Below are 24,441 nucleotides of genomic sequence, written 5' to 3'. Positions count from 1 at the left end.
AGACCCTGCTTTCCGAGGAGGCCTTCCGAAGCTTACACGGCTTCGGGCACTGCCCGGACCGAGCTTGTTCGGAGAGGAGGTTCGCCGCCGATCGCGGTCCGGGATCCGAGCCGTCCCCGTGTCCGGGGCGCTCGCCGTTCCGCGGCGACCTGGTGAACATTACCCGCCTCCTCCACCCTCGGCAAACCGCAACGCCTGTGTCCCCACTCACACCCGCCGGCGCGCCCCGCTGCACCGCTGTCCCTTCCACCACTCCGACCCCGGCATCAACACCCCGCCGGGGCGGCACTCACTCCCGCGCGGGTCCGGGGCTCCTTCCCGCTCACCCGGATGACAAGGCGTCTCCTTTTTCGGATGACCGCCTTGGTCGATTCGCAACCTGTCCGCGACATTCCTTCTCCTTCCGCGAATGCACACTCCTCCACTCCCCCTCCTTTCCTCCGTCCTCGCACGTCAGGGCGCCCTCCATCGCACTTCACCCCCCCTCTTTCCCCCCATCTCGTGAAAATTCTCGAAGCTCTCTTGAAATCCCCGGTCGGCCGATACATCATTGTCCGCATTACCGGAGCCCTGCTCCCGGTGCAGCCCCGGCACGACGGGGGACGCACACCAGGGCCGCGGGCCGGATTGTTCGGGGGGACACCGGCGGGCGCAGCGCGGCCATGCATGACGACGTACTGACCTCTCCATGGAAGGACATGCATGGACAGCACATCCCCCGAGGTCCTCGAGGACTCCGTCGCGGAGGCACCCGGGAGCCACACCAGCTGGAAGCGCTTCGCACTTTTCTCCCTCCCGGCCGGCGCCGCCGTGGGCGGAATCCTCATCGCCATGGCCCAGGGCGCCCTCGCTGCTTCCTTCACCGTGTCCGGCCAGGACTTCAAGATCTCCGCCGACAGCCTGCACGGCGAGGGCTTCGTCCAGTACGGCTGGCTCGACCAGACCGTCCGCGAGGATGCCGTCCCCGTCGGTGTCGCGGGAATCAAGGAGGCCGAGCTCGTGGGCCTCTGCCAGTCCGTACTCACCGAGTTCCCCATCGTCGGCAAGATCTCGCTCCGGCTCACCGCCGGCGACCAGGGCACGCCCGTCCAGGCCGAGAACCTGGTGATCGACATGTCGCAGATGGCCGGTGACGCCGAGTTCCAGAACATCGAGATCGGGCGGGACGCGGGCACCCTCGACAAGGGTCCGGCCCGTGCCCACGGCTTCAACGACCTCTTCGGTATGCAGTCCGACGTGATCATCGTGGAGGACCTGGAGCAGACCGCCCGGGCCGCGAGTGCCGGCACCTTCCGGCTCTCGGGCCTCAACCTCGGTATCACCCTCGGGGAGAACGAGTGCTTCTGAGATCGTTGCGGAGCCTGGGACGCAGCTGGCGCACCTGGCGCAAGAAGCGGCCCTTCGCGGGAGGGCTCCTGATGATCTTGTCGGGCATCGTGATGGCCTCACTGGTCGCGATGCCGGTCGAACTGATGCTCCACACAGGCATCGGGGCGGTCTCGTCCCTGATGTTCGGCGGCATGCTCGCCGTCCTCGGCCTGGTCACCTGGTTCACGCCGAACCAGCACGTCATCACCGGCTCACTGGCGGGATTCCTCGCCCTGGGAGCACTCGTCCTGTCCAACCTCGGAGGACTGGTGGTCGGCACCCTGCTGGCCCTGGTCGGCGGTGGTCTGGCCTTCTCCTGGAGACCGGTCGCCAAACCGGTCAAGGAGAAGCGCCGCGGGCGCCGCAGGCGCAGGGCCGAATCCACCGGGGCCTGAGGAACCGGAAGCTGTCACAGACGTCCGGGGGCACGGCATCGCGCCGCGCCCCCGGGTCCACCCAGGAAAACCACGTCTACCGATCGGCGCGTACACCCCCCGAAAGTGTCGTCCGCCGTGCTTGCGCATGCCTGCGGGCGACTACAGAAAAGGAGTACTCATGTCGGTTCCGCGACCGAGATCCCGCACTCGCTCCTTCGCCGCTCTGGCCGCCGCCGGAGTCCTCGCCCTGTCCTGGGGCGGCAGCGCCCAGGCCGCCGCGGGCTCGACCACCGTCGAGCCCGCCGGGGACGGGTTCACCGCGACCCTCGACGGCGGCGCGGTCTTCGACGCCGGCGGTGTCGTGGTCACCTGCGACGTGTCGGTGACCGCCCCCGGCAACGGGAACAACCTCGTTCCCGAAGCCCCCGGCAACCACAACCCGGGCGGTGCCGTCACCGGCCCGATCAACGCGCCCACGTTCCAGAACTGCTCCACGAACATCGTGCTCGTGAGCGCGAGCGTCCAGGTCGTCGACCCGGTCTGGGACATCACCATCCAGCACGGCTCCCCGTCGCTGGCCACCATGGTGATCCCGGCCGGCGGCATCGTGGTGACCACCAGAGGCCTGGCCTCGTGCACCGCGGTGGTCAGCCCCGATGCCACCGCGCACGTCCAGGGCAACTGGAGCAACGGCAACCCGGCGTCGACGCTGGACTTCGACACTTCGGTGCCCGTCGACGTCGATGGCGGCTTCGGCTGCCCGACCAGCGCGTCCCACGCGTCCTTCGACGCGACCTACAAGGTGACCAACGCCGACAACCCCTCCTCCCCGATCACGGTGACCAGCTGATCCCCGGGGAAGCCCGTATGACGCCTTATCCCCTGTGAGGGGGACAAGGTGTGGGGGCCGCCGCGCACCGCGCGGCGGCCCCTCGTCTCCGGTTGACAACTACGCACCGGTAACGCCTCACTCCGGTACGGAGAAACCAGGGCCGTCCTCGCCTAACGTCGCATTACCCCGGGGAGTCACGAGGCGAAGGCTCTCCGGCAAGGCGCGGAACGCTTCGCCCGTCCCCGTCCCTCCCCGGAGACCCCCATGGCGTCCGACAGCTCCACCGCTTCACCCCCCTCCCGCATCGGCCGGCTCCTCGAGACGGTCCGGATCCTGGTCCGCGCCGGTGTCCTCGCGCCGGGACGGCCCGACCGCGTCGTCCGACAGCTACGCGCGCTGCGTACCTGGGGAGCGACGATCGCCGGGGGCTACGCCGCGGCGAGCGAACGCGTGCCGGACGGTGTCGCGATCGTCGACGACCACGGCCCCGTGACCTTCCGCGATCTGCATCTGCGCGGCCGCCTCCTCGCCCTGGAGCTGCACCGCGCGGGTGCGGGCGAGGGCTCCCGTGTGGGACTGCTGTGCCGCAACCACAGCGCCTTCGTCCAGACGATGATCGCCTGCGGCCGGCTGGGCGCCGACACCGTGCTGCTGAACACGGGCATGTCCGCGGCGCAGCTCTCCGCCGCCGTGGCGGCCCACGATGTGTCCGTGCTCGTCCTCGACGACGAGTTCGAGGCGCTGTGCGCGGACATCGACCTGCCCAGGTTCAGGGCGTGGACGGACTCCGAGGGCTCCGGCCCTCAGGTGCCCTGGAAGGCCGGAGCGGTCGCCGGGGAGGAACCCGCACCACCGCGGACCCCGAGCAGGCTGATCGTCCTGACGTCCGGGACGACGGGGGCACCCAAGGGCGCCCGCCGCCCGACCCCGAAGGGACCGCAGGACGGGGCCTCGGTGCTGTCCCGGATTCCGCTGAACTCCTCGGACCGGATCCTGGTCGCGGCCCCCGTCTTCCACACGTGGGGACTGGCGGGCGTACAGCTGGGGATGGCGATGAGGTCGACCCTGGTCATGAGGCGCCTGTTCGATGCCGAGGACGTGCTCCGGACCGTTCAGGAGCAGCGGTGCACGGCGCTGTTCGCGGTGCCGGTGATGCTGCGGCGGATCATGGAGCTGCCCGCGTCGGTGCGGCGCGCCTACGACACGTCGTCGCTGCGGATCGTGGCGTGCAGCGGCTCCGCGATGGATCCCGGCCTGATCACCTCCTTCATGGACGAGTTCGGTGACGTGCTCTACAACCTGTACGGGTCGACCGAGGTGTCGTGGGCGACCATCGCGACGCCCGAGGACATGCGCCTGTCACCGACCACGGCGGGCCGGCCCCCGCTGGGAACGCGGATCGCGATCCTGGACGACAGCGGCGCGGAGCTGCCCGCGGGCAGCGAGGGCTCCATCTACGTCGGCAACGACATGCTGTTCGACGGGTACACGAACGGTCAGGGCAGGAAGGTCGCGGACGGCCTGATGGAGACGGGCGACCGGGGTCACATCGACACCCACGGCCTCCTGCACGTGTCGGGTCGCAACGACGACATGATCGTCTCCGGAGGGGAGAACCTGTTCCCCCGCCCGGTGGAGGAGGCCATCAGCGCGCTTCCGGGCGTGCGGGAGGCCGTGGTGGCGGGCGTGCCCGACGAGGAGTTCGGACAGCGGTTCGCCGCGTTCGTGGTCGCGCACGAGGGGGAGACGCTGGATCCGGAGGAGATCCGGGCCCATGTGCGCCAGGTCCTGGGCCGTTTCTCGGTGCCGCGTGATGTCGTGCTGGTGGACGAGCTGCCGCGCAACGCCACGGGGAAGGTGGTCAGGCGCAGGCTTCCGTTCGACGCGTCCTAGGCCCAATGCCGGTCCGGGCGGACCGCTTCCCGATCCGCCCGCTCTCCTCTCCGACTGCCCGTTCAGCAGGGTCCGCGGTCGACCCAGGGGCCCCACGCGGAGGAGTCTCCGGGCGAGAAGTCGTGAATCCACCAGAGGGACTCGTACACGCGGCCCTCGTAGCTCACCCGGTCGCCCCTGTCGTAGACGGTGCCGGGGTCCCAGGGCGCAGCGCAGGAGCTCTCGTCACCCTCGTCCCGGCCGTCACCGCGACCGTCGCCGCGGCCGTCGCCCCTGTCCCCGCCGTGGCCGCCGTCCTCGTCCGACGCCTCGGGCTCGGAGGGCTCCTCCGGCTCGTCCGAGGGCTCCTCCTCTTCCTCCTCGGGCTCGGGTCCGGCGGAGACGGTGAAGGTGACGGTTCCCTCCTCGGGGAGGATCGATCCGGGTTCGGGGGTCTGGGTGCTGACCTCTCCCTGAGGAACGGTGTCGTGGTGCTCCTCGACGGCCGAGGCGCCGAGGCCCAGATCCTCGAGGGCGGTCGCCGCCTCCTCCTCGGTCATGCCGAGGAGCGTGGGGACGATGACGCCTTCGCTGACATGGACGGTGACGGCGGCATCCCGGTCTCCTTCCTCCCCCGCGGCGGGCACGGTGGACAGGACCGTTCCGGGCAGCTCGTCGGGGGAGTGCTCCTGGACGACCTCGATCATGGTGAAACCGCTCTCCCGGAGGGAGGTGCGGGCCTCGTGCTCGGTGCCTCCGACCACGTCGGGAACCTCGGTGAACCGGGGGCCGAGGGAGAGGCTCAGCACGACCTCGTCGCCCTCCCGCAGGACGCTGCCGACCTCGGGCTCGGTCCCGGCGATCTCCCCGGGCCCGACGGTGTCGCTGTAGACGTCGCCGTAGTGGACGATCAGCTGGATACCGAGCCCGTCCAGCCGCGCCTCCGCCTCGTCGGTGGTGGTGCCGACCACGTCCGGAAGGGTGACCTCCGGCTCGGGAACCAGGGCCCACCCGACCGCGAACAGGATCGCGGCGACGGCCCCCGCGGTCAGGAGTACGGGCACCCGGCGCCGTCGGGGGCGCCGCTCCCGCGCCGCCGGCGGGAGGGCCGCGGTCGCGGCGGGAGCGGCCGCGACGACGGGAATGGGCCGGGTGTCGTCGGCCCCCGGCTCCCCCGGCGGGCGCGGCAGGGAGCGCAGCACCTGCTCGACGAGGGTGAGGTACTGGCCCGCGTCCCGGGGCCGGTAGCGGGGGTTGGGGTCGGTCGCTCCGGCGACCAGCATGTCCAGGTCCGGCGGCAGGTCGGGGTCCACGGAGGAGGGGCGCAGGGAACGGCCCTCCCCGGTGGCGGCGCTCTCGCCGGTCATGAGCGTGTACAGAAGGGCGCCCACGGCGTACACGTCGCTGCGGGGCTCGGGGCCGGCGTCCTCCTCCGCGTCGAAGAGGAGGGGGAAACCGGTGAGGCGCGCCCCGCCGCTGCCGTCGGCGACGACCTGGTCCGCGCCGAGGTCGCCGTGGACCAGGCCCGCCCGGTGGACGGTGTCGAGCACCGACAGCAGGGAGGCGGCCATGCCGAGGGCGATGTGCGGGGCGTAGCGCAGGCCGCCCCCGCCGAGGGCCTCGGCGAGGGTCTCGCCCGGTACGTACTCGGTGACGCAGTAGACGCGGTCCCCGTCGCGGCCGTGGTCCAGGATCCGGGCCATGTCGGGGTGCGAGATCTCCGAGAGGTCCTGGGCCCGGTTCTGGAAGGCGTGGACCGCCGCGTGGTCGGTGAGCAGCCACGGGTGCAGCACGGTGACCGTGACGGTGCGCCCTTCGGCCCGGTCGTGCGCGAGGTACACGCTCCCCGAGGCGCCACTGCGGATCCGCTCACCGAGGACGTAGCGGCCGTCCAGGGTGGTTCCGAAGTGGGGGTCGGGAGTGGGGGTCTCCATGGCTGGAATTGTACGAGTACAAACTGCCGCATATTCCTCTCCGAAAGACCTGTTCCGATCACGCCTTCCCGCTGCGCCCCCGTGGGAGAGCGGTTAATGTCGGATCCGACATGCGGATGCCGCAGGTCCGCTCCCCCCGCAGCCCTTGGAGAGAACCCGTGCACATGCCCGTCCCGGGAAGCAGAGAAGACCGTGCCGCCGGTGTCCTGCTCGGCACCGCGTGCGGTGACGCGCTGGGAGTCCCCTACGAGTTCTCCGTGCGGCTCTCCGAGAGCCAGGTGCCCCGGATGCTCGGCGGCGGCCTGGGAGACTACGCGCCCGGCGAGTACTCCGACGACACCCAGATGGCGGTGTGCATCGCCGAGGCCGTACGCGAACACGGCGATCCCCTGTCCCCGCAGGCTCTGCGGCAGACCGCGGACAACTTCCTGCGGTGGGCCGAGGAGGGTGCCACCGACATCGGCGCCCAGACACGCCGGGTCCTGCGGGGTTCCGGGCACGCGCAGGGCAGGCCCGAGGTCGCCGAGGTGATGACCGCGTTCTCCGCGCGGGAGTTCGCCTCGGGTGTGCGGTGTGCGGGCAACGGGTCGCTGATGCGTACCGCGCCGCTGGCGCTGGCCCACCTGGACGACCCCGAGCTCCTGGCGCGGTCCGCCCTGGCCTACAGCGCCCTGACCCACGGCGATCCGCTGGCCGGCGAGGCCTGCGTCCTGTGGTGCGAGGGGATCCGCCGCGCCGTGGTGCACGGTGACACGGAGGGGGTGCGCGCCGGACTGGAGCTGCTGCCCGCGGACCGCCGCGGGCAGTGGGGAACCTGGCTGGACGAGGCCGAGGCCGGCCCTCCGCACTCCTTCCCGAACAACGGGTTCGTGGTGACGGCGCTGCAGGCCGCGTGGTCGGCGGTGACCCGCAACCCGGAGGGGTTCACCCCGGCACTCCACGCCGCGGTGCGGGCGGGCAACGACACCGACACCGTCGCGGCGATCACCGGCGCCCTCCTGGGCGCCCGCTGGGGCGTCTCCGCGATCCCCGCCGAGTACCTGGACGCCGTGCACGGATGGCCGGGCCACCGCACCGGAAGCCTCGTCGAGCTGGCCCTGTCCCTGGTCTCCGGCGAGAAAACCGGAAGGTGACGCCGGGGAAGGCCGCGGACCGCGCGGCCTTCCCGGTGAAAACGCAGGTGAAGGACGCTCTCTCCCTTCGGGACCTATTTACTGAACGATCGGTCTGTAATACTGTGCCGAAAGACCCATCCCAGAGGAGAGGACGCACGGTGCCCGAGACACTGGAGAGCTACGTACAGGGGTCCTGGTTCACCCCCCGGGAGCAGGGCGAGCCGATGTTCGACGCGAACACCGGCGAGGTGGTGGCCCACCTCTCGAGCGCCGGCCTCGACGTGGCGGGGGCCATCGACCACGCGCGCCGCGTCGGCGGTCCCGCCGTCCGCGCGCTCACCTTCCACCAACGCGCGAACCTCCTCAAGGCGCTCGCCCAGCACCTCATGGGGTACAAGGACGAGTTCTACGCGCTCTCCCACCGGACCGGCGCCACCGCCCGCGACAGCGCGATCGACATCGACGGCGGCTTCGGCACCCTGTTCAGCTTCTCCAGCAAGGGGCGCCGCGAGCTGCCCAACTCCACCGTGATCCTGGACGGCCCGCTGGAGCGGCTCGGACGCGGGGGCACCTTCGTGGGCCAGCACGTGTACACCTCCCGTCCGGGCGTGGCCGTGCAGATCAACGCGTTCAACTTCCCCGTGTGGGGCATGCTGGAGAAGCTCGCACCGGCCTTCCTGGCGGGCATGCCGAGCATCGTCAAACCCGCACCGCAGACCGCCTACCTCACCGCGGCGGTGGTCCGGCGCATCATCGAGTCGGGCATCCTCCCCGAGGGTTCCCTGCAGATGATCGCGGGCGGCCACGAGGGCATCCTGGAGAACCTGGGCCCGCAGGACATCGTGGGCTTCACCGGCTCGGCCGACACCGGGGCCCTGCTGCGCCACCACCCGGCCGTGGCCGAGGGCGGCGTGCGACTGAACGTCGAGGCCGACTCCCTCAACTGCTCGATCCTCGGCCCGGACGTCTCCACCGACGACCCCGAGTTCGAGCTGTACATCAAGCAGGTCGTCACCGAGATGACCTCCAAGGCGGGCCAGAAGTGCACCGCGATCCGCCGGGTGCTCGTGCCCGAGGCGATGGCCGGCGCCGTCGTCGAGGCGCTGTCGGCCCGGCTGTCCAAGGTCGTGGTCGGTGCCGCCGACCACCCCGACACCCGGATGGGGCCGCTGGCCACGCCGGCGCAGCGCGAGGAGGTCCGCAAGGCGGTCAAGGCGCTGCGCGGCTCGTGCGACATCGTCTTCGGCGACCCCGACCACGTGGAGGTCGTGGGCGCCGACGCCGAGAAGGGCGCGTTCGTCTCCCCGGTCCTCCTGCGCGCGCGGCCGGGCGCCGAGGAGCCGCACGACGTGGAGCCGTTCGGCCCGGTCAGCACCGTGATCACCTACTCCACAACGGCCGAGGCGGTCGAGCTGGCCGCACGGGGCAAGGGGTCACTGGTCGGCTCCCTGGTCACCGGCGACCCGGACGTGGCCCGCGAGGTCGTCCTCGGGGCGGCCGCCTGGCACGGCCGCATCCTGGTGCTCAACCGCGACAACGCCAAGGAGTCCACCGGCCACGGTTCGCCCCTGCCCGTGCTGGTGCACGGCGGCCCCGGCCGCGCCGGCGGCGGCGAGGAGATGGGCGGTGTGCGCGGGGTCAAGGAGCACATGCAGCGCACCGCGATCCAGGCCTCCCCCGACATGGCCACCGCGATCACGGGCTTCTGGACGACCGGTTCCAAGCGGACCGTGGAGGAGGTGCACCCGTTCCGCAAGAATCTGTCGCAGCTGCGCATCGGCGACACCATCGCGTCGGCGGAGCGGACCGTCACCCGGGCCGACATCGACCACTTCGCGGAGTTCACCGGCGACACGTTCTACGCCCACACCGACGAGGAGGCCGCCGCCGCCAACCCGCTGTTCGGCGGAATCGTGGCGCACGGCTACCTGGTGGTGTCGCTGGCGGCGGGCCTGTTCGTCGACCCGGACCCGGGCCCGGTGCTGGCCAACTTCGGCGTGGACAACCTGCGCTTCCTCACCCCGGTGAAGGAGGGCGCCACCATCAAGGTGACGCTGACCGCCAAGCAGATCACCCCGCGCACGAACGCCGACTACGGCGAGGTGCGCTGGGACGCCTCGGTCACCGACCAGGACGGTGAGACCGTGGCCACCTACGACGTCCTCACCCTGGTCGCCAAGGGCGAGGAGTAGCGGAGAGGAGGAGGCGCCCCGGGAACTCCTTCCCGGGGCGCCTCTCCGTGTGTCCCTACAGGACCGCGATGGCCGCGGCGGGGTCCTCGATCGCGTCGGCGACGACCCGCATGAAGCCCGCGGCCGTGCCGCCGTCGCAGACCCTGTGGTCGAAGGCGAACGACAACTGGGCGATCTTGCGCACGGTCAGCTCGCCGTCGACCACCCACGGGCGGTCGATGATGCGTCCCAGGCCGAGGATGGCGACCTGCGGATGGTTGATGATGGCGGCGCTGCCGTCCACGCGGAGCGAACCGTAGTTGTTGAGGGTGAAGGTGCCACCGGTCATCTCGGCCGGGGTCGCCCTCCCCTCGCGGGCCGCCTTCGTGAGCCGTCGGATCTCGGCGTCGAGTCCGGCGGTGGTGAGCCGGTGCGCGTCCAGGACCGCCGGGGCGACGAGCCCGCGGTCGGTCTGGACGGCCAGGCCGAGGTTCACCCCGTCGTACTGGACGAGGTCCCCGCCGTCCACACGCCCGTTGAGCTCGGGGTGGGCGCGCAGCGCCGCGACCGTGAACCGGGCGACGTAGGCGAGCAGGCCGGGCCCGTCGGGGCGGGCTGCGCGCAGGCGGACCAGCTCGGTGGCGTCGACGTCGACCCACACGGTGGCCTCGGGGATCTCCCGGCGGCTGCGTCCGAGGGCCTCGGCGACGCTCCGGCGGAACCCGCTCATGGGAGTGCGGGCGGACTCGGTCAGACCGGTGCGCGGGTCCACCGCGCCGGAAGCGCCCGGGTGCGGCGCGGACGCCGGCTCGGGGGCGGGCGCCGGCGTCGCGGCCGCGGCGACGGCGGCGGCCACGTCGCGGCGGGTGACGAGCCCGTTCGGTCCGGTGCCCTGGATGTCGGCGACGCGCAGCCCGGCCTCGCGGGCCATCTGGCGCACCAGCGGCGAGGTGACCAGCGGGACGTGCCGCGCCGAAGGCACCGCGGGTGCGGTCGGCCGGGCGGGCGGGCGGCGGCGGGGGCGGCGGCGCCGTCCCGCGCTCTGCGCCTCGGGGGTGCCGTAGCCGATGAGGACGTTGCCCGAACCCGTACCTGCGCGCTCCTCCTCGCGGTAGCGCTCGCCCTCGGGGGAGACCGGTTCCCGGTCGCCGGAGGCGATGCTGATCAGCGGGCTGCCGACCGCGACCACCTCTCCCTCGGCGCCGTACAGCGCGCTGACCGTGCCGCCGTAGGGGGTGGGCACCTCGACGACGGACTTGGCGGTCTCCACCTCGACGACCGGCTGGTCGACGGCGACCGTGTCGCCGACGGCGACGAGCCAGCGCACCACCTCGGCCTCGGTGAGTCCTTCCCCGAGGTCGGGGAGGTCGAAGGTCTGTGTCGTCACTGGTCGTCCTCCCACTGAAGGTCGTCGACGGCGTCGAGGATCCGGTCCACGCTCGGCAGCTGGTGGCGTTCCAGCTTGGGCGGCGGGTAGGGGATGTCGAACCCGGTGACCCTTCGGACGGGGGCGGCCAGGGAGTGGAAGCAGCGCTCGGTGACCCGGGCCGCGATCTCCGAGGCGACACTGGCGAACCCGGCGGTCTCGGCCACGACGACGGCCCGTCCGGTGGCGCGGACCGCCTCGCACACGGTCGCGTCGTCGAACGGCACGATCGAGCGCACGTCCACCACCTGGAGGCTGCGCCCCTCCTGGGCTGCGGCCTCGGCCGCCTCCAACGCGGTGGGCACCGACGGCCCGTAGGCGATGAGGGTGGCGTCGGTCCCGGGCCGGCAGACCACGGCCCTGCCGATGGGCGGGCGTGAGGTACCGGTGTCCACCTCCTCCTTGGCCCAGTAGAGCTTCTTGGGCTCCATGAAGACCACGGGGTCGTCGCAGGCGATCGCCTCGCGCAGCAGGTGGTAGGCGTCGGCCGGGGTGGCGGGGGTGACGACCTTCAGGCCGGGGGTGTGCGCGTAGTAGGCCTCGGAGGAGTCGCAGTGGTGCTCCACCCCGCCGATGCCGCCCGCGTAGGGGATGCGGATGACGAGGGGCAGGCCGACGCGCCCCCGCGTGCGGTTGCGCATCTTGGCGATGTGGCTGGCGATCTGCTCGAACGCCGGGTAGGCGAACGCGTCGAACTGCATCTCGATGACGGGGCGCATGCCGTTCATCGCCATGCCGACGGCCAGGCCGGCGATGCCAGACTCGGCGAGCGGGGTGTCGAAGCAGCGGTCCTCGCCGAACTCGGCGGTCAGTCCGTCCGTGATGCGGAAGACGCCGCCCAGGGGGCCGACGTCCTCTCCGAAGACGTACACGCTCTCGTCCTCGGCCATGGCGTCGCGCAGTGCCCGGTTGAGGGCCTGGGCCATGGAGAGCTTGATGGGTTCGGCCACGTCAGTTGCCCTCTCTGCTCAGTTCGTCGGCCAGCAGGGCGGCCTGTTCCTCCAGCTGCGGCGTCGGCTCGGCGTACACGTGCGCGAAGAGCTCGGAGGGGTCGGGATCGGTGTCGCGGGAGACCCCCTCGCGCATGGCGGCGGCCACGGCCTCGGCCTTCTCGGCGATCTCGGCGGCGCGCGCCTTGGTGAGCACCCTCTTGCGGCGGAGGAAGGCCTCCATGCGCAGCAGCGGGTCCCGCTCCACCCAGGGGTCGACCTCCTCGGAGCTGCGGTAGCGGGTGTCGTCGTCGGCGTTGGTGTGCGCCTGCATGCGGTAGGTGTGCGCCTCGACCAGCTGGGGCCCCTCGCCCGCACGGGCGGCGGCCACGGCGCGGTCCAGCACGGCCAGGACGGCGGGGGTGTCGTTGCCGTCGACGCGTTCGCCGTTCACGCCGTAGCCGATGCCCTTGTGGGCCAGGGAGGGGGCGGCGCTCTGCCGGGCCAGGGGGACGGAGATCGCGTACTCGTTGTTCTGCACGAAGAACACGACAGGGGTCTTGAACACCGCGGCGAAGTTGAGCGCCTCGTGGAAGTCGCCCTCGCTGGTGGCGCCGTCGCCGCACAGCGCCATGACGACCGTGTCCTCGCCGCGCAGCCGGGCGGCGTGGGCGACGCCCACGGCGTGCAGCAGCTGAGTGGCGAGCGGGGTGGCCTGGGGGGCGACCCTGTGCTCGTAGGGGTCATAGCCGGCGTGCCAGTCACCCTTGAGAAGGGTGAGCACCTGGACGGGGTCGACGCCGCGGGCGACGGCGGAGACGGTGTCGCGGTAGGTGGGGAACAGCCAGTCGCCCTCGGCCAGGGCGAGGGCCGCACCGACCTGGCAGGCCTCCTGCCCGTGCGAGGAGGGGTAAACCGCCAGGCGGCCCTGGCGGACGAGGGCGCCGGCCTGGTCGTTGACGCGGCGCCCGATCACCAGCGCGGTGTACGCGGCGAGGAGGCGATCGGTGCCGGGAAGGGGGAGGGCGGGGTCGTCGACCGGCTTCCCCGACGGGTCGAGCAGCTGCAGGGGCTGCTCGGAGGGAAGCAGATCCCGGGGATCGGCCATGCCTGACTCCTCCGTGTGTCGCATCTGACATGTTCAGGAACATGGTGCATTTGAACGCCATATGTTTGCCATAGGCCACGAAGAATCGAGAAAACGTCGCATTTCTCCGGCCCTTTAGTGCCACTTCGTCCAGAACTGTGACGTGGCGCACCCCGCTGGGTGGACAAGTGGCCGAGGACCTTGCCGGAGGGGCCGCCGGCCTCTTCCCCTCCGGCGCGGCAGGTTCTGTTTTCGGCAAGGATCCGGCCAAGATCGCGTTGCCGCGCCGCCTCCGGGGCAGGAGGTCAGCCGAAAGTCCGAGGCGATGTGCTGAAAGGCCGGTTCCATGACGGACGTATCCAGCCAGGGCCCCCAGAAGGGCGACAACCGCGAGGTCCTCACCAACCGCCAGGGCCACCAGGTCTACGACAACCAGAACCAGCGGACAGTGGGTGAGCGCGGCCCGGCGACCCTGGAGAACTACCAGTTCCTGGAGAAGATCAGCCACTTCGACCGGGAACGCATCCCCGAGCGCGTGGTGCACGCACGCGGGACCACGGCGTTCGGCTACTTCGAGTCGTACGGCGCGTGGGGAGACGAACCGATCGAGCGCTACACGCGCGCCAAGCTCTTCCAGGGAAAGGGAAAGCGCACCGACGTCGCGCTGCGCTTCTCCACCGTCATCGGCGGCCGCGACTCCTCCGAGTGCGCGCGCGACCCGCGCGGGTTCGCCGTCAAGTTCTACACCGAGGACGGCAACTGGGACCTGGTGGGCAACAACCTGGCGGTGTTCTTCATCCGCGACGCCATCAAGTTCCCGGACGTGATCCACGCGCTCAAGCCCGACCCGGTGACGTTCCGTCAGGAGCCCAACCGGATCTTCGACTTCATGTCGCAGACGCCCGAGTGCCTGCACATGCTGGTCAACCTCTTCAGCCCGCGCGGCATCCCCTCCGACTACCGCCACCAGCAGGGCTTCGGCGTCAACACCTACAAGTGGGTCAACCAGGACGGCGACACCGTCCTGGTCAAGTACACGTGGATGCCCAAGCAGGGTGTGCGGAGCATGACCGCGGCCGACGCCGCCAACGTCCAGGCACACGAGACCGGGCATGCCACGAAGGACCTGCACGAGGCCATCGGCAGGGGGGACTACCCCGAGTGGGAGCTGCTCGTGCAGATGATGAGCGACGACGAACACCCCGAACTCGACTTCGACCCGTTGGACGACACCAAGACCTGGCCGGAGAACGACTTCCCGCCCAAGCCGGTGGGGAAGATCGTGCTGAACCGGACCGTGTCGGACAACTTCGCGGAGAACGAGCAGATCTCCTTCGGTACCGGCGTGCTCGTGGACGGCCTCGACTTCTCCGACGACAAGATGCTCGTCGGCCGCACCTTCTCCTACAGCGACACACAGCGCTACCGGGTGGGGCCCAACTACCTCCAGCTGCCGGTGAACCAGGCCAAGAACGCGTCCGTGCGCACCAACCAGCGCGACGGCCTGATGACCTACCACCAGGACAAGGGCGGCGAGAACCCGCACGTCAACTACGAGCCGTCCATCACCGGCGGCCTGCGGGAGGGGCAGTTCCCCACCCACGACGAGCAGGGGCCGGAGATCCGCGGCCGCCTCACCCGCAAGCGCATCGCGCGCACCAACGACTACAAGCAGGCGGGGCAGCGCTACCTGCTGATGGAGGACTGGGAGCGCGACGACCTGGTGCACAACTTCACCGACCAGCTCTCTCAGTGCGAACGCCCCATCCAGGAGCGGATGGTGTGGCACCTGCTCCTGGTGGAGGACGACCTGGGCAAGCGCGTCGGCGAGGGGCTGGGCATCTCCCCGCAGGACGTGGCGCACCTGGAGCCGCTGGCGAGCCAGACCCTGACCGACGAGGACCGCGAGCGCCTGGCCAACCTGGGCAACAACGGTCCCCGCGACGTGTCCGGGCTGACGATGACCCACTGCGTTCCCAACCAGCGGCACGTGGTCGAGCGCTGACACCCGCGCACCGGGGCGGCGGGCACAGGGTCCGCCGCCCCTTCCCGTGTCCGAGAAGGACTGTCGGAAAACAATCTGGCCCGCTGGGGAACAGCGTGAGAAACTGCCCGAAACACAGCGGTTGTGTTCCCGGCCCTGCCCCGCCGTTTCCCCCCGGCACCGATCCCCCCAGGAGCCTCGGATGTCCCCCAGCACCGAACCGTTACCAGATCCCGCAGCTGCCTCCGGCGAAGTCCGCTGGGGGGACGAGGGCGGGTACTAGTGGACGAGAGACTTGTCGCGGAGGTCTGGGCCAGGACCGGCCGCGGCCAGAGAACCGGCTTCGGATACATGGTCGGTCCCACCCTCGTGCTCACCGCCGGGCACCTGGTCGAGGGTGCGCGGGACATCGATGTGCGCGTGGGGCCTTCGCACGGGGCGGAGCACCTGACCGGCACGGTCTGCTGGTCGGACAGCGAGTCGGGTACCGCACTGATACGGGTGGAGGAGGTTCAGCACTCCGTCCCCGCAGTGGCCTGGGGATACGTCACGGGAAGGTGGCGGCGCCGCTACAGGACCGCCGGACGGCCGGTCCCCGTGGTGGACTCCGGCGAGCTCCTGGAACTGAAGAGCCCCCGGGGCACCCTGAGGCCACTCGGCGGCGCGCACCCGGGCATCCTCGAGCTCAGGCGCGGCCGCGGCTCGGGCAGGGCCGGACCGTGGACGGGTTTCCTGGGTGCCGCCGTGTTCGTCGGGGACCGCCTGGTCGGCGTGGTGACCGGCTGCCCACCCGGCAACCGGCTGCACGCCTGCCGCGTCACGCGCTGCATCGAGGATCCGGAGTTCGTACGCCTGGTGGAGGAGGACACCGGCACCGCCCCGGACCCGGCCGAGGTCCCGGGCCCGCCCCGGGCGTTCCGGTGGCTGCCGGCGCCGCGTCGCCTTTCGACGGCCCGCCGCGGAGTCGTCCTGGGCGCTGCCGGCCTCGTCGTCCTGCTTTCGCTCTCCTTGCTGCTGCTCCCGGACAGCAACCCCTTGCAGGTGGCGCTGAAGGGCTGCCCGCCGCCCACCGAACTCAGTGTGCTCACCACACCCGACCAGCAGGAGGTCGTGCGAAGCGCCGCCGAGGACTTCTCCGAGGACCGGGCCCGAGAGGAGATGAGGAACTGCATACCGGTGCGCGTCAGCGTCAACGTGGTGGGGGACCCCTCCAGGGCCCGCGAGCTGCTCCGTAAGGGGTGGAACGATCTGCGGGAGGGCCCGCGCCCGCACATCTGGCTGCCCGACTCCACGGCGGACGTCGCACTGCTCCGGCACGGCCGGCAGGGGCCGGAGACTCCCGGCCTGGTGCAGGAGGGCTCCACCCGGTCCACCCCCCTGGTCCTGGGGCTGCCCCCGTCCGCCACCGATGTGCCCGCCTGTGCGGGGACCGACCCGGCCGGGGAACCGTCGAGCCTGGACGAGTGCGCCCGCGCGGTCACCGAGGCCGGATTCCTGCTGGCCCGCCCCTCGCCCGAGGTCTCGGCCTCCGCCCTGCTCCACACCGAGGCGCTCTACTCCGCGCACCGCGGGCCCGAGCGCAACGGCGCCATCCGCATGACAGAGGCACGGGTGACCTCGGCCGCGCTCGACGCCGAGGGCGACCTCGGCCTGCTGTGCGCCCTGCGCTCCGGAAACACCGGCGCCTCCTCGGTGGGTGTACTGAGCACCGAGTACGCCGTCCGCGCCTACAACGGCGAGGACGGCACCGACCTGGACTGCGGGTCCGGTTCCTCCTCCGAGCCGCCCGAGGAGCCCCTGGTCCCCGTCTACCTCTCCGGGGTCCCCGGCCTCGACCACCCGTTCGTCCGCCTGGACTGGGGAGAGGACGGCGGTGTCAGCCAGGAGGCGGACCGATTCGGGGAATGGATGCTGGACTTCGCCAGGGGTGACAGGCCCTCGGACGCCCTCGACGGCTACCGCACCGCTACCGGAGAGATGATCGGCAGCGACTCCGGCCCCCTCCGGCAGGAAACCTCTGTCCAGGAAAGCAACCTTCGACAGTGGCGGGAGAAGTTGGAGGAGACCCTCGCGTTGCAGAGGGATTCCCGCACCCCTGTCGAGGTGCTGCTTGTGATCGACCGCTCGGACTCCATGGCCGCTCCGGGAACCCGGGGCACCCGGCTGGAGAACGCCCAAGAACTGGCGGGAGACCTCGTGGGCCTCCTGGGGCCACAGGACAGAGCAGGGCTCTGGGCCTTCCCGGACCGCTCCGGAGAGAACGCCACCGGCCAGGAACACGTCCTGGATCCGGTGGCGGACCCGCAGCGTTCGGAGGCCCTGGCCGACGCTGTCGGATCCCTTTCCGCCGAGTATGCGTCGACCCCGCTGGCCGACGCGCTCCGGGACGGAGCCGGGGAACTGGACCCGTGCACCTCCCGGCCCGAAAGTCCCGAGGCCTGCGCGGTGGTCGTGTTCACCGACGGTGTCGCACTCCCCGAGCCGCGCGGGGGAGCCTCGTCGAACGACGTGGCCGAACGCCTGAACGGCCTGGACGAGCGGGTCCGGGTGTATGTCGTCTCGGTGGGCAGCGAGGGTTGCGGCGGAGACGGCCTCCTCGGCCGCCTGGCGTCCGCGGGGGTTCGGTGTCACCATCCGCGGCCCGACGAGCTGGACCGGGTCGCCCACGTGATCATGGCCGGGGTCAGGGCGGTGAGTGAACATTGATCCGGTTGCCTTCCCCCATGACGGCGGTGTGCGCGAGCCTCCTCCTGTTGCTGGGCACCTGTGCGTGCACCGGCGGGGAGGACGAGCAGGTGCTCCGTATCGCCCTCCCCGTGGACGTCACCGCAACGGACGTGAACGGCGACGGCGGCGTGTACACACAGCTGGTCCGGCGCTGGGAGGAGCAGAACCCGGGCTGGGACGTCGACATCCTGTGGCTCTCGCCGAGGGCGGACGAACAGCGCTCGCAGCTGGCCGTGGCGATGCAGACCGACCCTGCCTCCTACGACGTGGTGCTCATCGACAACCAGTGGGTACCCGAGTTCTCCGAGCGCAGCTGGATACGGGCCGTGGACACCGAGCACGACGACCTTGCCTGGAACGGTTTTCTCAGCCGGGCCCAGCAAGCGGTGTGCCACCTCGACCGGCCATGGGCGGTCCCACTGCACATGGACGTCGGCCTGCTCTACTACCGGGCCGACCTCGTGGACCCCGACGATATCGCCGAAGCGATCGAGGCGGATGACGCAAACAGCTGGCAGGAGCTCCTGGAACTGGCGGGTGAGGTGCGCGACGAGCACGGGCTGCCGTACGGGTACACGGGCCAGTTCGGTAACTACGAGGGCCTGACCGTCAACGCCCTGGAGTTCCTCCTCCACGATGCGGCGGGACCGGACGGCGGGCAGGAACTCTTCATCGGGGAGGACGACGGGGCCTGCGCCACGGCCGTCGCCACGAGCACGGAATTCGGAGGGCTGAGGCCCCTGGAGGACGAGTTCACCCATGGCAGGGCAGGGGAGAGCGTCATCCCCGCCTCGGCCCTGGAGGAGACCGAGACGGAGAGCCTGAACCGGTTCCGCGACGGCGACGTGGTGTTCATGCGCCACTGGCCGAGGGCCGTACCCCAACTCCAGGCCGACGCGGGAGGCACCGAGACCCTTCAGGAGGGCCTGGAATGGGTCGGATGGGGAGGCAAGGCCGAGGGCGCAGAACCGGCCTTCGGGGTGCTCCCCCTGCCGACCGCGGTGCTCGGCGGCAACGGCCTCGCAGTCACCGAGGGGACACGCCACCCGGAGGAGGCCTGGAGCCTGGTCCGGACAATGACCGACGAGGACGCCCAGGAGGACCTGCACGCGTCCGGGCTCCTGCCCGCGCGCAGGAGCGGCTACCAGCTGGAGACCGGCAGCAGCACGGACGCCCACTACTGGGAGAACCTGCGCAAAGTGATCGACCAGGGGTACTTGCGCCCGCGCACCCCCTACTACCCGTACGTGAGCGAGGTCCTGCGTCGCCACGTACACCTACGGCTCCACCCCACCACCCCCGATCCCTCCTTCGAGGACATGTCCTGCGAACTGAACGCGGCACTGGAGGGAATCGCGGTCACCGACGGCTCCTGCGAGAGTGACAGTTGAGCATGCGCACGTGCCCCGGCCGACGGCCGGGGCACGTGCGCCGTGTGTATCGGAGTGTGTTCCGCGGGTTTCCCGGAGCAGGCGCAGCGGGGGCGGTCCTTCCGCGGTCCCGCGGGGAACGTATCGGGACGCCGCCCGCGAAGGGCGGCATCCACCGGATACGCTCCAGGCTCTGTTTTTTGGATGCTCTCGCCGTATCGGCGGAGCCGATCCCCCGGCGAACGGCCGGCCAGGTGTTTCCTTGCGAGGCGGGGAGCGCAGCTCAGCCTGGTTGGCTTCGCAAGCTCTCCGGCGCGGCAAGGGGGCGCCTGGCGGCCGTGCAGCCCGAGATGATCCGAAAAACGGGGCCTAGCGGCGCGGGCTGACCGGTCGGCGCAGGACGAAGCCGAGTCCGATCATGCCGATGGCCAGGAACAGGTGCAGCCAGTTGTCGGCGTCGTTGAGCGGGACGAAGTTGGCCGCGCTCTCATAATCGATGATCAGGCCGTAGAGCCACAGCAGCAGATAGACCAATCCGCCGCCCAGGAGGTAGATCCGGGCCAGCGAAGCGGTCCGCGACATGGCCAGGCCCACCACACCGAACAGCAGGTGGACGATGTTGTGCAGGATCGACACCTGGAAGATGCCGAACAGGAACGACTCGGAGTGGTGGCCGGCGAACTGCAGCTGGTCGTAATTGGTGGTCAGACCCGGAATGAAACCGGCGATACCCACCAGCAGGAAGACGATGCTCACGATGACGGTGGCGAGTCTGATCGGACTTCCGGTCAGTCCACCCTTGTTCGACTGCGGTGTTGCCACTGCGATCTCCTCCGTCCAATACATGCGGTCGCTTCTTCCGCCTCACGGGCAACGGTTGTGCGTTCTTGCGACTACCCCCCGTCAGGGAGCTCACTCACGATCGCATCAAGCCGGAAAAATAGCGGCCGAATGTGGGTCCGTCCGGAGAACGCGACGGGGCGGTGGGCCGGTACACCGGCCCACCGCCCCGTTTCCCACCTACTCGGAGGCCGGTCCCGCGGCGCCGACGTGCAGGTCGACGCCCTTGGGCTCCTTCACCAGGGAGACACCCAGGAAGGAGACGGCGGAGGCCACGACGATGTAGGCGCCGATCGACCACGAGGCTCCGGTCTCCGTGAGCAGGAGCTCGGCGATCATGGGCGCGAACGCGCCGCCGAGGATCGCGCCGAGGGCGTAGCCGATGGAGACACCGGAGTAGCGGACCTCGGCCGGGAACATCTCCGCGTACAGCGCCGACTGGGGTCCGTAGCTGAAGCCGAGGGTCAGCGTGAAGACGAAGACGCCGGCGAAGTACATGTAGATGTTGCCGGTGTCGACCATGAACCACATCGGCACGGACCAGGCCGCCAGGAGCAGGTAGCCGAGCTGGAAGGTCCTCACCCGGCCGAGCTTGTCGCTGAGGATTCCGCCGTAGAGCGTGGAGATGAGCCAGCCGAAGGAGGCGAGCGTGGTGGCCAGGAGGACGGGGCCGCGCTCCATGCCGAGACCGAACTCCTCGACGGGCCGGGACGCGTAGGTGGCCAGGAAGGCGATGACCAGGTAGCCGGCGGCGTTGTTGGCGATGAAGATCAGCGCGGAGAGGACGACCTCTCTGGTGTGGTTCTTGAACAGCCGGCCCAGCGGAGCGGAGGACTCGGTCCTGCGCTGCTGCATCAGCTTGAAGACCGGCGACTCCTCGACGGACTTGCGGATGAGGTGGCCGATGATGATCAGCAGGAAGGAGAGCAGGAACGGGATGCGCCAGCCCCACTCGAGGAAGGCGTCCTGGCCGATGGCCGCGGTGATCACCCACATGACGAAGGTCGCCAGGATCATCCCGCAGGGAACACCGATCTGCGGGTAGGCGCCGAAGAAGCCGCGCTTGTGGACCGGCGCGTGCTCCACGGACATGAGGGCGGCACCTCCCCACTCACCGCCGGCCGAGAAGCCCTGGAGGATACGAAGGATGATGAGGAGGACCGGCGCGGCCATGCCGATCTGCGCGTAGGTAGGCAGCAGGCCGATGAGGCAGGTGGCGAGTCCCATCATCACGAGCGTGACGACGAGCATCTTCTTGCGGCCGATCCTGTCGCCGAGGTGTCCGGCGACGATCGCACCGAGCGGGCGGAAGAGGAACGAGATTCCGATGGTGGCGAAGGACAGCACCTGGGCCAGGGCGGGACTGGCCGCCTCCATGGGCGCCAGGAAGAGGGGCGCCAGCACCAGACCCGCGGCCTGCGCGTAGATGAAGAAGTCGTACCACTCGATGGTCGTACCGACCATGGTCCCGGCGAGGACCTTGCGCTTCTCCCTGGTGTCCAGGGTGCCCGGTCCGGAAGCCGTGGCGTCGGAAGTTGCCATTGGTGCTCCGTAGGTTCTCTGCCGACCTGGGGGTCGGTCGCTGCCGGCGGGACCGCCGGACGGCCGAGGGGCACGGGCCGTCCGGCCCACGGATGAGGGGACTTCGTCCGTGCGCCTCAGGACACTATGCCATGTGACTCAACACACTTAAAGGTTTATCCATCCCTTTTTCCTGTTCAGGACGGTTGAACTGACCGAACGTTCGGTGAGTGTGCAGGTACCGACGGACATCCGCCGCAGCTCACGCGGGAAACTCCTACCCGCAGGTAGGTCCACGGGGTGGCGCCGGGGCACCGTAACGACTCGGTGAACACCGCGGCTTCGGGAAGGTCCACATGCGGCGGGACCTTCGAGAAGGCGCATCCGCCTCGGTCGGGTCGGCCCCGGAGCACGGGGACCGACCGGCCTAGCCGGCGGAGGGGAGCATCAGCATCACCGGGCGCCCCGGAGCCTGGCCGTCGAGCGCGCGCCACGCGGTGGCCCATCGCTGGAAGTACTCCCCGGTTCCGCCCAGCGACACCACGAAGGCGTTCAGCAGCGCGAAGGTGGGCAGCCGGTCCTGCTTCAGGGCCTCGCAGAACCTGCTCGGCGACCCCACACCCACCCGGCTCGCCATGTCGCGGAACGACGGGTTGCCCGCCCAGCGGCGGTAGCGGCGCATCATGTCCACGAACTCGGCCGGGGTCGAGGCCCCCAAGGGGTCGGGCTTGCAGTTCCACCCGGGAACGTCCTCCGGGACCGCGGGCACCGGCTGGGGGAGGGCCCCCTGGTGCGCCTCCCCGGCGGCCAGGACGAACACCGGGTGGTTCGGCGAGACGGACCCTCGGGTGGGGACGATGCGGAACTCGGCCCAGACGGTGCCGTCGGGCTCCACCCTGACGTTGCGCGGACGCACATCGTTCCTGATCACGTACTGGGTGTCCTTGAGAGCGCTCCGGTACCCCATCAGCGCGCCTCCCCCGCCGGAACGGCCCGGCGTGCGGTGTCCGCGGCAGCGCCGAGCACCGCGGCGGCCAGGATGAGCGCGGTGGCGAGGTCCTGGCCCTGGCGGTGCAGGACCAGGGCGGTGACGACGACGAGAATGACGATGAGAACGCGCCCGGACAGGGAGTCCAGGACCAGTGATGCGGTCATAGCAGACCTTTCGTGTTGATTGTTCCGGCTGGACGAGCCGCTCTCCCCGATTTCACGGCAGCGGCTGTTGCCTGGAGAAACCGCGGCCGGGTGGAAGTGGCTGATGGACCGGTGCCAGGAACCTACATCACAAGGTCACCCTCCAAAGAGAAAAAAATCAGCGAATGTCCTGCTATGGGCCCGTGTGGGGCCAAAATTACTCCAGTAGCCGAGCTTCCCCTTTGAGGCCTGTTGTGTTCGGCAAGGCACTCATCAGTTCGGCAGTGTTCGGATAAGTTCGGATACCGTTCGAAAGTTTTGGAAATCCTCCTCACGGGGAAGAGGCGAGAAGGAATCAGGAGCACATCGGCGCGCTTTTCGGCTCTACCCTTAACCGAATTGAGGAGCGCCGATCATCGTGAGGGTCCGGCTGGACGCCGGCGGGCCGGGGACTGGAGACCCCTTCCCGCCGGCGATGGGCCCTCCGGGCAGGGGCCGCCTCCGCGCGGAGGCGGCCCCTGGGACCTCGCACCGCCGCCCCGTCTCACGAAAGGTCCCACAGCAGGCGGTAGTAGGCGATCCGGTCCGTGTCGGGCGCCACCCCGTAGCCCTCGAAGAAGGCTTCCTCGTGGCCGGGACCGTAGTTCCACTCCAGGCTCCACGACGCCACCGCGAGGTCGGCCCACCGATCCGCCGTTCCCAGTCGGCCCAGGTCGACGTGGCCGAGGAAGCGGCCGTCGTCACCGAGCAGCGTGTTGGGGGCGCAGGCGTCCCCGTGGCACACCACCGGAAGGTCCGCGGCCGGAGGGTTCTCCAGCCGTGCCAGCGCCTCCTCCACGGACAGGCCCCGATGCTCCGGCGCCCACCGCTCCGGTCCCTCGCCGGCGGCCAGGCGTTCGCGCACCCGCTCCAGGCGCTCGCCGTCCGACCAGTCGAAGGGGCACTCCTCGCAGGGAAGCGCCTCGTGCAGCACCCGAAGGCCCCGGCCGATCTCCGCCGCCACCGGTCCGGGATCGGCCGACCAGTGAGGTGCGACGGCGCTGGTGCCCGGCAGTGCCTCGGTGAGCAGCCACCGTCCCGTCCCCTCCTCCCCCGAATCGAGTACACGCGGCACGCGCACCCACCGCGCGGCCCATTCCATGCGCCGGCGTTCGGCCTCGGGGTCCAGGTGGAGCGCCTCGGCCGGTGCCCACTTCAGATAGCGATGGCGCGGCGTCCCCTCGGCGATGCTCCACGTCACCCCGCCGAGCCTGTTCACCCACACCGCCCGTGCGGGGTCCCCGCCCACCAGCCGTGCCAGGACCCGGGGCACCGGGATCTCGTGCTCGGGCGCCTTCGCGGCGAAACTCATGGACGTGACTCCCTCGGTGTCGGGCAGGGCCCCGGCTGCCCCGGAACGCCGACACGGTACTCCGCCTTCTCCCCTCGGTACAGAGAATTACAGAGGGTGGAGGGTCCGCTGGGCGGTCTCCGACCTCGCGGGCAGTGAGGTGGCTGCCTCCGGTGAAAGCGACGGCTTGTCCCGCAGGTGCGGTAACGAGGCGCCGCCGGAGAAGAGCAGGTCCACGGTGCGCGGACCACCCCTGCGGGCGCGAGGCCGAGGGTCACCACCAGAGCGGCCCGCTCCAGGGCGGGGATACTCCTCGGTCAGATCGGCCATGGCCACCCTTCGGGGGCAGGGCGTCGTCACGGTACAGCTTGCCTGAGGCGAGCCGGGGAATGGCCACATTTGCCCGGACGTGGTCATCCCCCGG

The 24,441-nt window shown here is 70.5% G+C and carries 18 protein-coding genes; 9 read left to right on the top strand and 9 right to left on the bottom strand.

Features of this window, described 5'->3' with window-relative positions; genetic code table 11:
* The first annotated feature begins 702 nt into the window (after window positions 1-702).
* The 4 genes from FHS13_RS18480 to FHS13_RS18465 all read left to right on the top strand — a co-directional run bounded on the left by FHS13_RS18480 (window position 703) and on the right by FHS13_RS18465 (window position 4,470).
* Window positions 703-1,347, top strand: coding sequence for a DUF6230 family protein (locus FHS13_RS18480; RefSeq protein ID WP_184293184.1), 645 nt, complete (start codon window positions 703-705; stop codon window positions 1,345-1,347).
* A complete protein-coding gene (locus tag FHS13_RS18475; RefSeq protein ID WP_343065079.1) occupies window positions 1,338-1,763 on the top strand; it encodes a DUF6114 domain-containing protein in 426 nt (141 codons plus the stop codon). The genes FHS13_RS18480 and FHS13_RS18475 overlap by 10 nt, the downstream gene beginning before the upstream one ends.
* A 160-nt stretch (window positions 1,764-1,923) precedes the next feature.
* Window positions 1,924-2,595 (top strand): hypothetical protein, encoded by a 672-nt coding sequence (locus FHS13_RS18470; RefSeq protein ID WP_184293183.1) that lies wholly within the window; start codon window positions 1,924-1,926, stop codon window positions 2,593-2,595.
* Window positions 2,596-2,841: 246 nt separating this feature from the next.
* On the top strand, window positions 2,842-4,470 hold the full coding sequence (locus FHS13_RS18465; RefSeq protein ID WP_184293182.1) for an AMP-binding protein: 1,629 nt from the start codon (window positions 2,842-2,844) through the stop codon (window positions 4,468-4,470).
* Window positions 4,471-4,532: 62 nt separating this feature from the next.
* Here FHS13_RS18465 and FHS13_RS18460 read toward each other — a convergent pair whose 3' ends face one another.
* The gene (locus FHS13_RS18460; protein WP_184293181.1) at window positions 4,533-6,383 is read right to left on the bottom strand and encodes a PASTA domain-containing protein; all 1,851 of its coding nucleotides are present in this window, start codon (window positions 6,381-6,383) and stop codon (window positions 4,533-4,535) included.
* A gap of 158 nt (window positions 6,384-6,541) precedes the next feature.
* On the opposite strand from FHS13_RS18460, the gene FHS13_RS18455 reads away from it, so the two are divergent.
* Complete coding sequence (locus FHS13_RS18455) at window positions 6,542-7,516, top strand: ADP-ribosylglycohydrolase family protein (RefSeq protein ID WP_184293180.1); 975 nt, start codon at window positions 6,542-6,544, stop codon at window positions 7,514-7,516.
* A 140-nt stretch (window positions 7,517-7,656) separates the two neighbouring features.
* Entirely contained in the window at window positions 7,657-9,690 is a 2,034-nt protein-coding gene (gene paaZ / locus FHS13_RS18450; RefSeq protein ID WP_184293179.1) for a phenylacetic acid degradation bifunctional protein PaaZ, read from the top strand.
* 55 nt (window positions 9,691-9,745) lie between these two features.
* Here the strand turns inward: paaZ and FHS13_RS18445 are convergent, their stop codons facing one another.
* The 3 genes from FHS13_RS18445 to pdhA are packed head-to-tail and all read right to left on the bottom strand — an operon-like array spanning window position 9,746 to window position 13,132.
* Window positions 9,746-11,056 carry a 2-oxo acid dehydrogenase subunit E2 gene (locus FHS13_RS18445; protein ID WP_184293178.1) on the bottom strand — a complete coding sequence of 437 codons (1,311 nt, stop codon included), beginning with the start codon at window positions 11,054-11,056 and terminating at the stop codon, window positions 9,746-9,748.
* Entirely contained in the window at window positions 11,053-12,021 is a 969-nt protein-coding gene (locus FHS13_RS18440) for an alpha-ketoacid dehydrogenase subunit beta (RefSeq protein ID WP_184293210.1), read from the bottom strand. The genes FHS13_RS18445 and FHS13_RS18440 overlap by 4 nt, the downstream gene beginning before the upstream one ends.
* 25 nt (window positions 12,022-12,046) lie before the next feature.
* A complete protein-coding gene (gene pdhA, locus FHS13_RS18435; protein WP_184293177.1) occupies window positions 12,047-13,132 on the bottom strand; it encodes a pyruvate dehydrogenase (acetyl-transferring) E1 component subunit alpha in 1,086 nt (361 codons plus the stop codon).
* Between the two features lie 325 nt (window positions 13,133-13,457).
* Here pdhA and FHS13_RS18430 point away from each other — a divergent pair, with 325 nt between their 5' ends.
* The 3 genes from FHS13_RS18430 (at window position 13,458) to FHS13_RS18420 (ending at window position 19,213) form a co-directional block, all read left to right on the top strand.
* Entirely contained in the window at window positions 13,458-15,116 is a 1,659-nt protein-coding gene (locus FHS13_RS18430; RefSeq protein WP_184293176.1) for a catalase, read from the top strand.
* Window positions 15,117-15,377: 261 nt separating this feature from the next.
* The gene (locus FHS13_RS18425; protein WP_184293175.1) at window positions 15,378-17,801 is read left to right on the top strand and encodes a VWA domain-containing protein; all 2,424 of its coding nucleotides are present in this window, start codon (window positions 15,378-15,380) and stop codon (window positions 17,799-17,801) included.
* 17 nt (window positions 17,802-17,818) lie between these two features.
* Window positions 17,819-19,213, top strand: a complete 1,395-nt coding sequence (locus FHS13_RS18420; RefSeq protein ID WP_184293209.1) for an extracellular solute-binding protein — start codon at window positions 17,819-17,821, stop codon at window positions 19,211-19,213.
* Window positions 19,214-19,561: 348 nt separating this feature from the next.
* Here the strand turns inward: FHS13_RS18420 and FHS13_RS18415 are convergent, their stop codons facing one another.
* The 5 genes from FHS13_RS18415 to FHS13_RS18395 form a co-directional block, all read right to left on the bottom strand.
* A complete protein-coding gene (locus FHS13_RS18415) occupies window positions 19,562-20,014 on the bottom strand; it encodes a DUF4383 domain-containing protein (protein WP_343065078.1) in 453 nt (150 codons plus the stop codon).
* A 198-nt stretch (window positions 20,015-20,212) separates the two neighbouring features.
* A complete protein-coding gene (locus FHS13_RS18410; RefSeq protein WP_184293173.1) occupies window positions 20,213-21,574 on the bottom strand; it encodes an MFS transporter in 1,362 nt (453 codons plus the stop codon).
* Window positions 21,575-21,980: 406 nt separating this feature from the next.
* Entirely contained in the window at window positions 21,981-22,520 is a 540-nt protein-coding gene (locus FHS13_RS18405) for a hypothetical protein (RefSeq protein ID WP_184293172.1), read from the bottom strand.
* Window positions 22,520-22,708: a hypothetical protein gene (locus FHS13_RS18400; protein WP_184293171.1), complete on the bottom strand. Its 189-nt coding sequence runs from the start codon at window positions 22,706-22,708 to the stop codon at window positions 22,520-22,522. The genes FHS13_RS18405 and FHS13_RS18400 overlap by 1 nt, the downstream gene beginning before the upstream one ends.
* Window positions 22,709-23,231: 523 nt before the next feature.
* Complete coding sequence (locus FHS13_RS18395) at window positions 23,232-24,038, bottom strand: aminoglycoside 3'-phosphotransferase (protein ID WP_184293170.1); 807 nt, start codon at window positions 24,036-24,038, stop codon at window positions 23,232-23,234.
* Between the last annotated feature and the right edge of the window lie 403 nt (window positions 24,039-24,441).

Source organism: Nocardiopsis algeriensis (genome assembly GCF_014203695.1).
Taxonomy (GTDB): domain Bacteria; phylum Actinomycetota; class Actinomycetes; order Streptosporangiales; family Streptosporangiaceae; genus Nocardiopsis; species Nocardiopsis algeriensis.
The sequence above is the reverse complement of the archived record's forward strand: the minus strand, read 5'-3'. Positions and strand labels throughout refer to the sequence as shown.

What these genes read in the sequence shown, in the direction of transcription:
- FHS13_RS18480 (WP_184293184.1), top strand. Translation starts at nt 703, where the DNA reads ATGGACAGCACATCCCCCGAGGTCCTCGAGGACTCCGTCGCGGAGGCA.
- FHS13_RS18470 (WP_184293183.1), top strand. Translation starts at nt 1,924, where the DNA reads ATGTCGGTTCCGCGACCGAGATCCCGCACTCGCTCCTTCGCCGCTCTG.
- FHS13_RS18465 (WP_184293182.1), top strand. Translation starts at nt 2,842, where the DNA reads ATGGCGTCCGACAGCTCCACCGCTTCACCCCCCTCCCGCATCGGCCGG.
- FHS13_RS18460 (WP_184293181.1), bottom strand. Translation starts at nt 6,383, where the DNA reads ATGGAGACCCCCACTCCCGACCCCCACTTCGGAACCACCCTGGACGGC.
- FHS13_RS18440 (WP_184293210.1), bottom strand. Translation starts at nt 12,021, where the DNA reads ATGGCCCAGGCCCTCAACCGGGCACTGCGCGACGCCATGGCCGAGGAC.
- pdhA (WP_184293177.1), bottom strand. Translation starts at nt 13,132, where the DNA reads ATGGCCGATCCCCGGGATCTGCTTCCCTCCGAGCAGCCCCTGCAGCTG.
- FHS13_RS18430 (WP_184293176.1), top strand. Translation starts at nt 13,458, where the DNA reads ATGACGGACGTATCCAGCCAGGGCCCCCAGAAGGGCGACAACCGCGAG.
- FHS13_RS18420 (WP_184293209.1), top strand. Translation starts at nt 17,819, where the DNA reads ATGACGGCGGTGTGCGCGAGCCTCCTCCTGTTGCTGGGCACCTGTGCG.
- FHS13_RS18410 (WP_184293173.1), bottom strand. Translation starts at nt 21,574, where the DNA reads ATGGCAACTTCCGACGCCACGGCTTCCGGACCGGGCACCCTGGACACC.
- FHS13_RS18405 (WP_184293172.1), bottom strand. Translation starts at nt 22,520, where the DNA reads ATGGGGTACCGGAGCGCTCTCAAGGACACCCAGTACGTGATCAGGAAC.
- FHS13_RS18400 (WP_184293171.1), bottom strand. Translation starts at nt 22,708, where the DNA reads ATGACCGCATCACTGGTCCTGGACTCCCTGTCCGGGCGCGTTCTCATC.
- FHS13_RS18395 (WP_184293170.1), bottom strand. Translation starts at nt 24,038, where the DNA reads ATGAGTTTCGCCGCGAAGGCGCCCGAGCACGAGATCCCGGTGCCCCGG.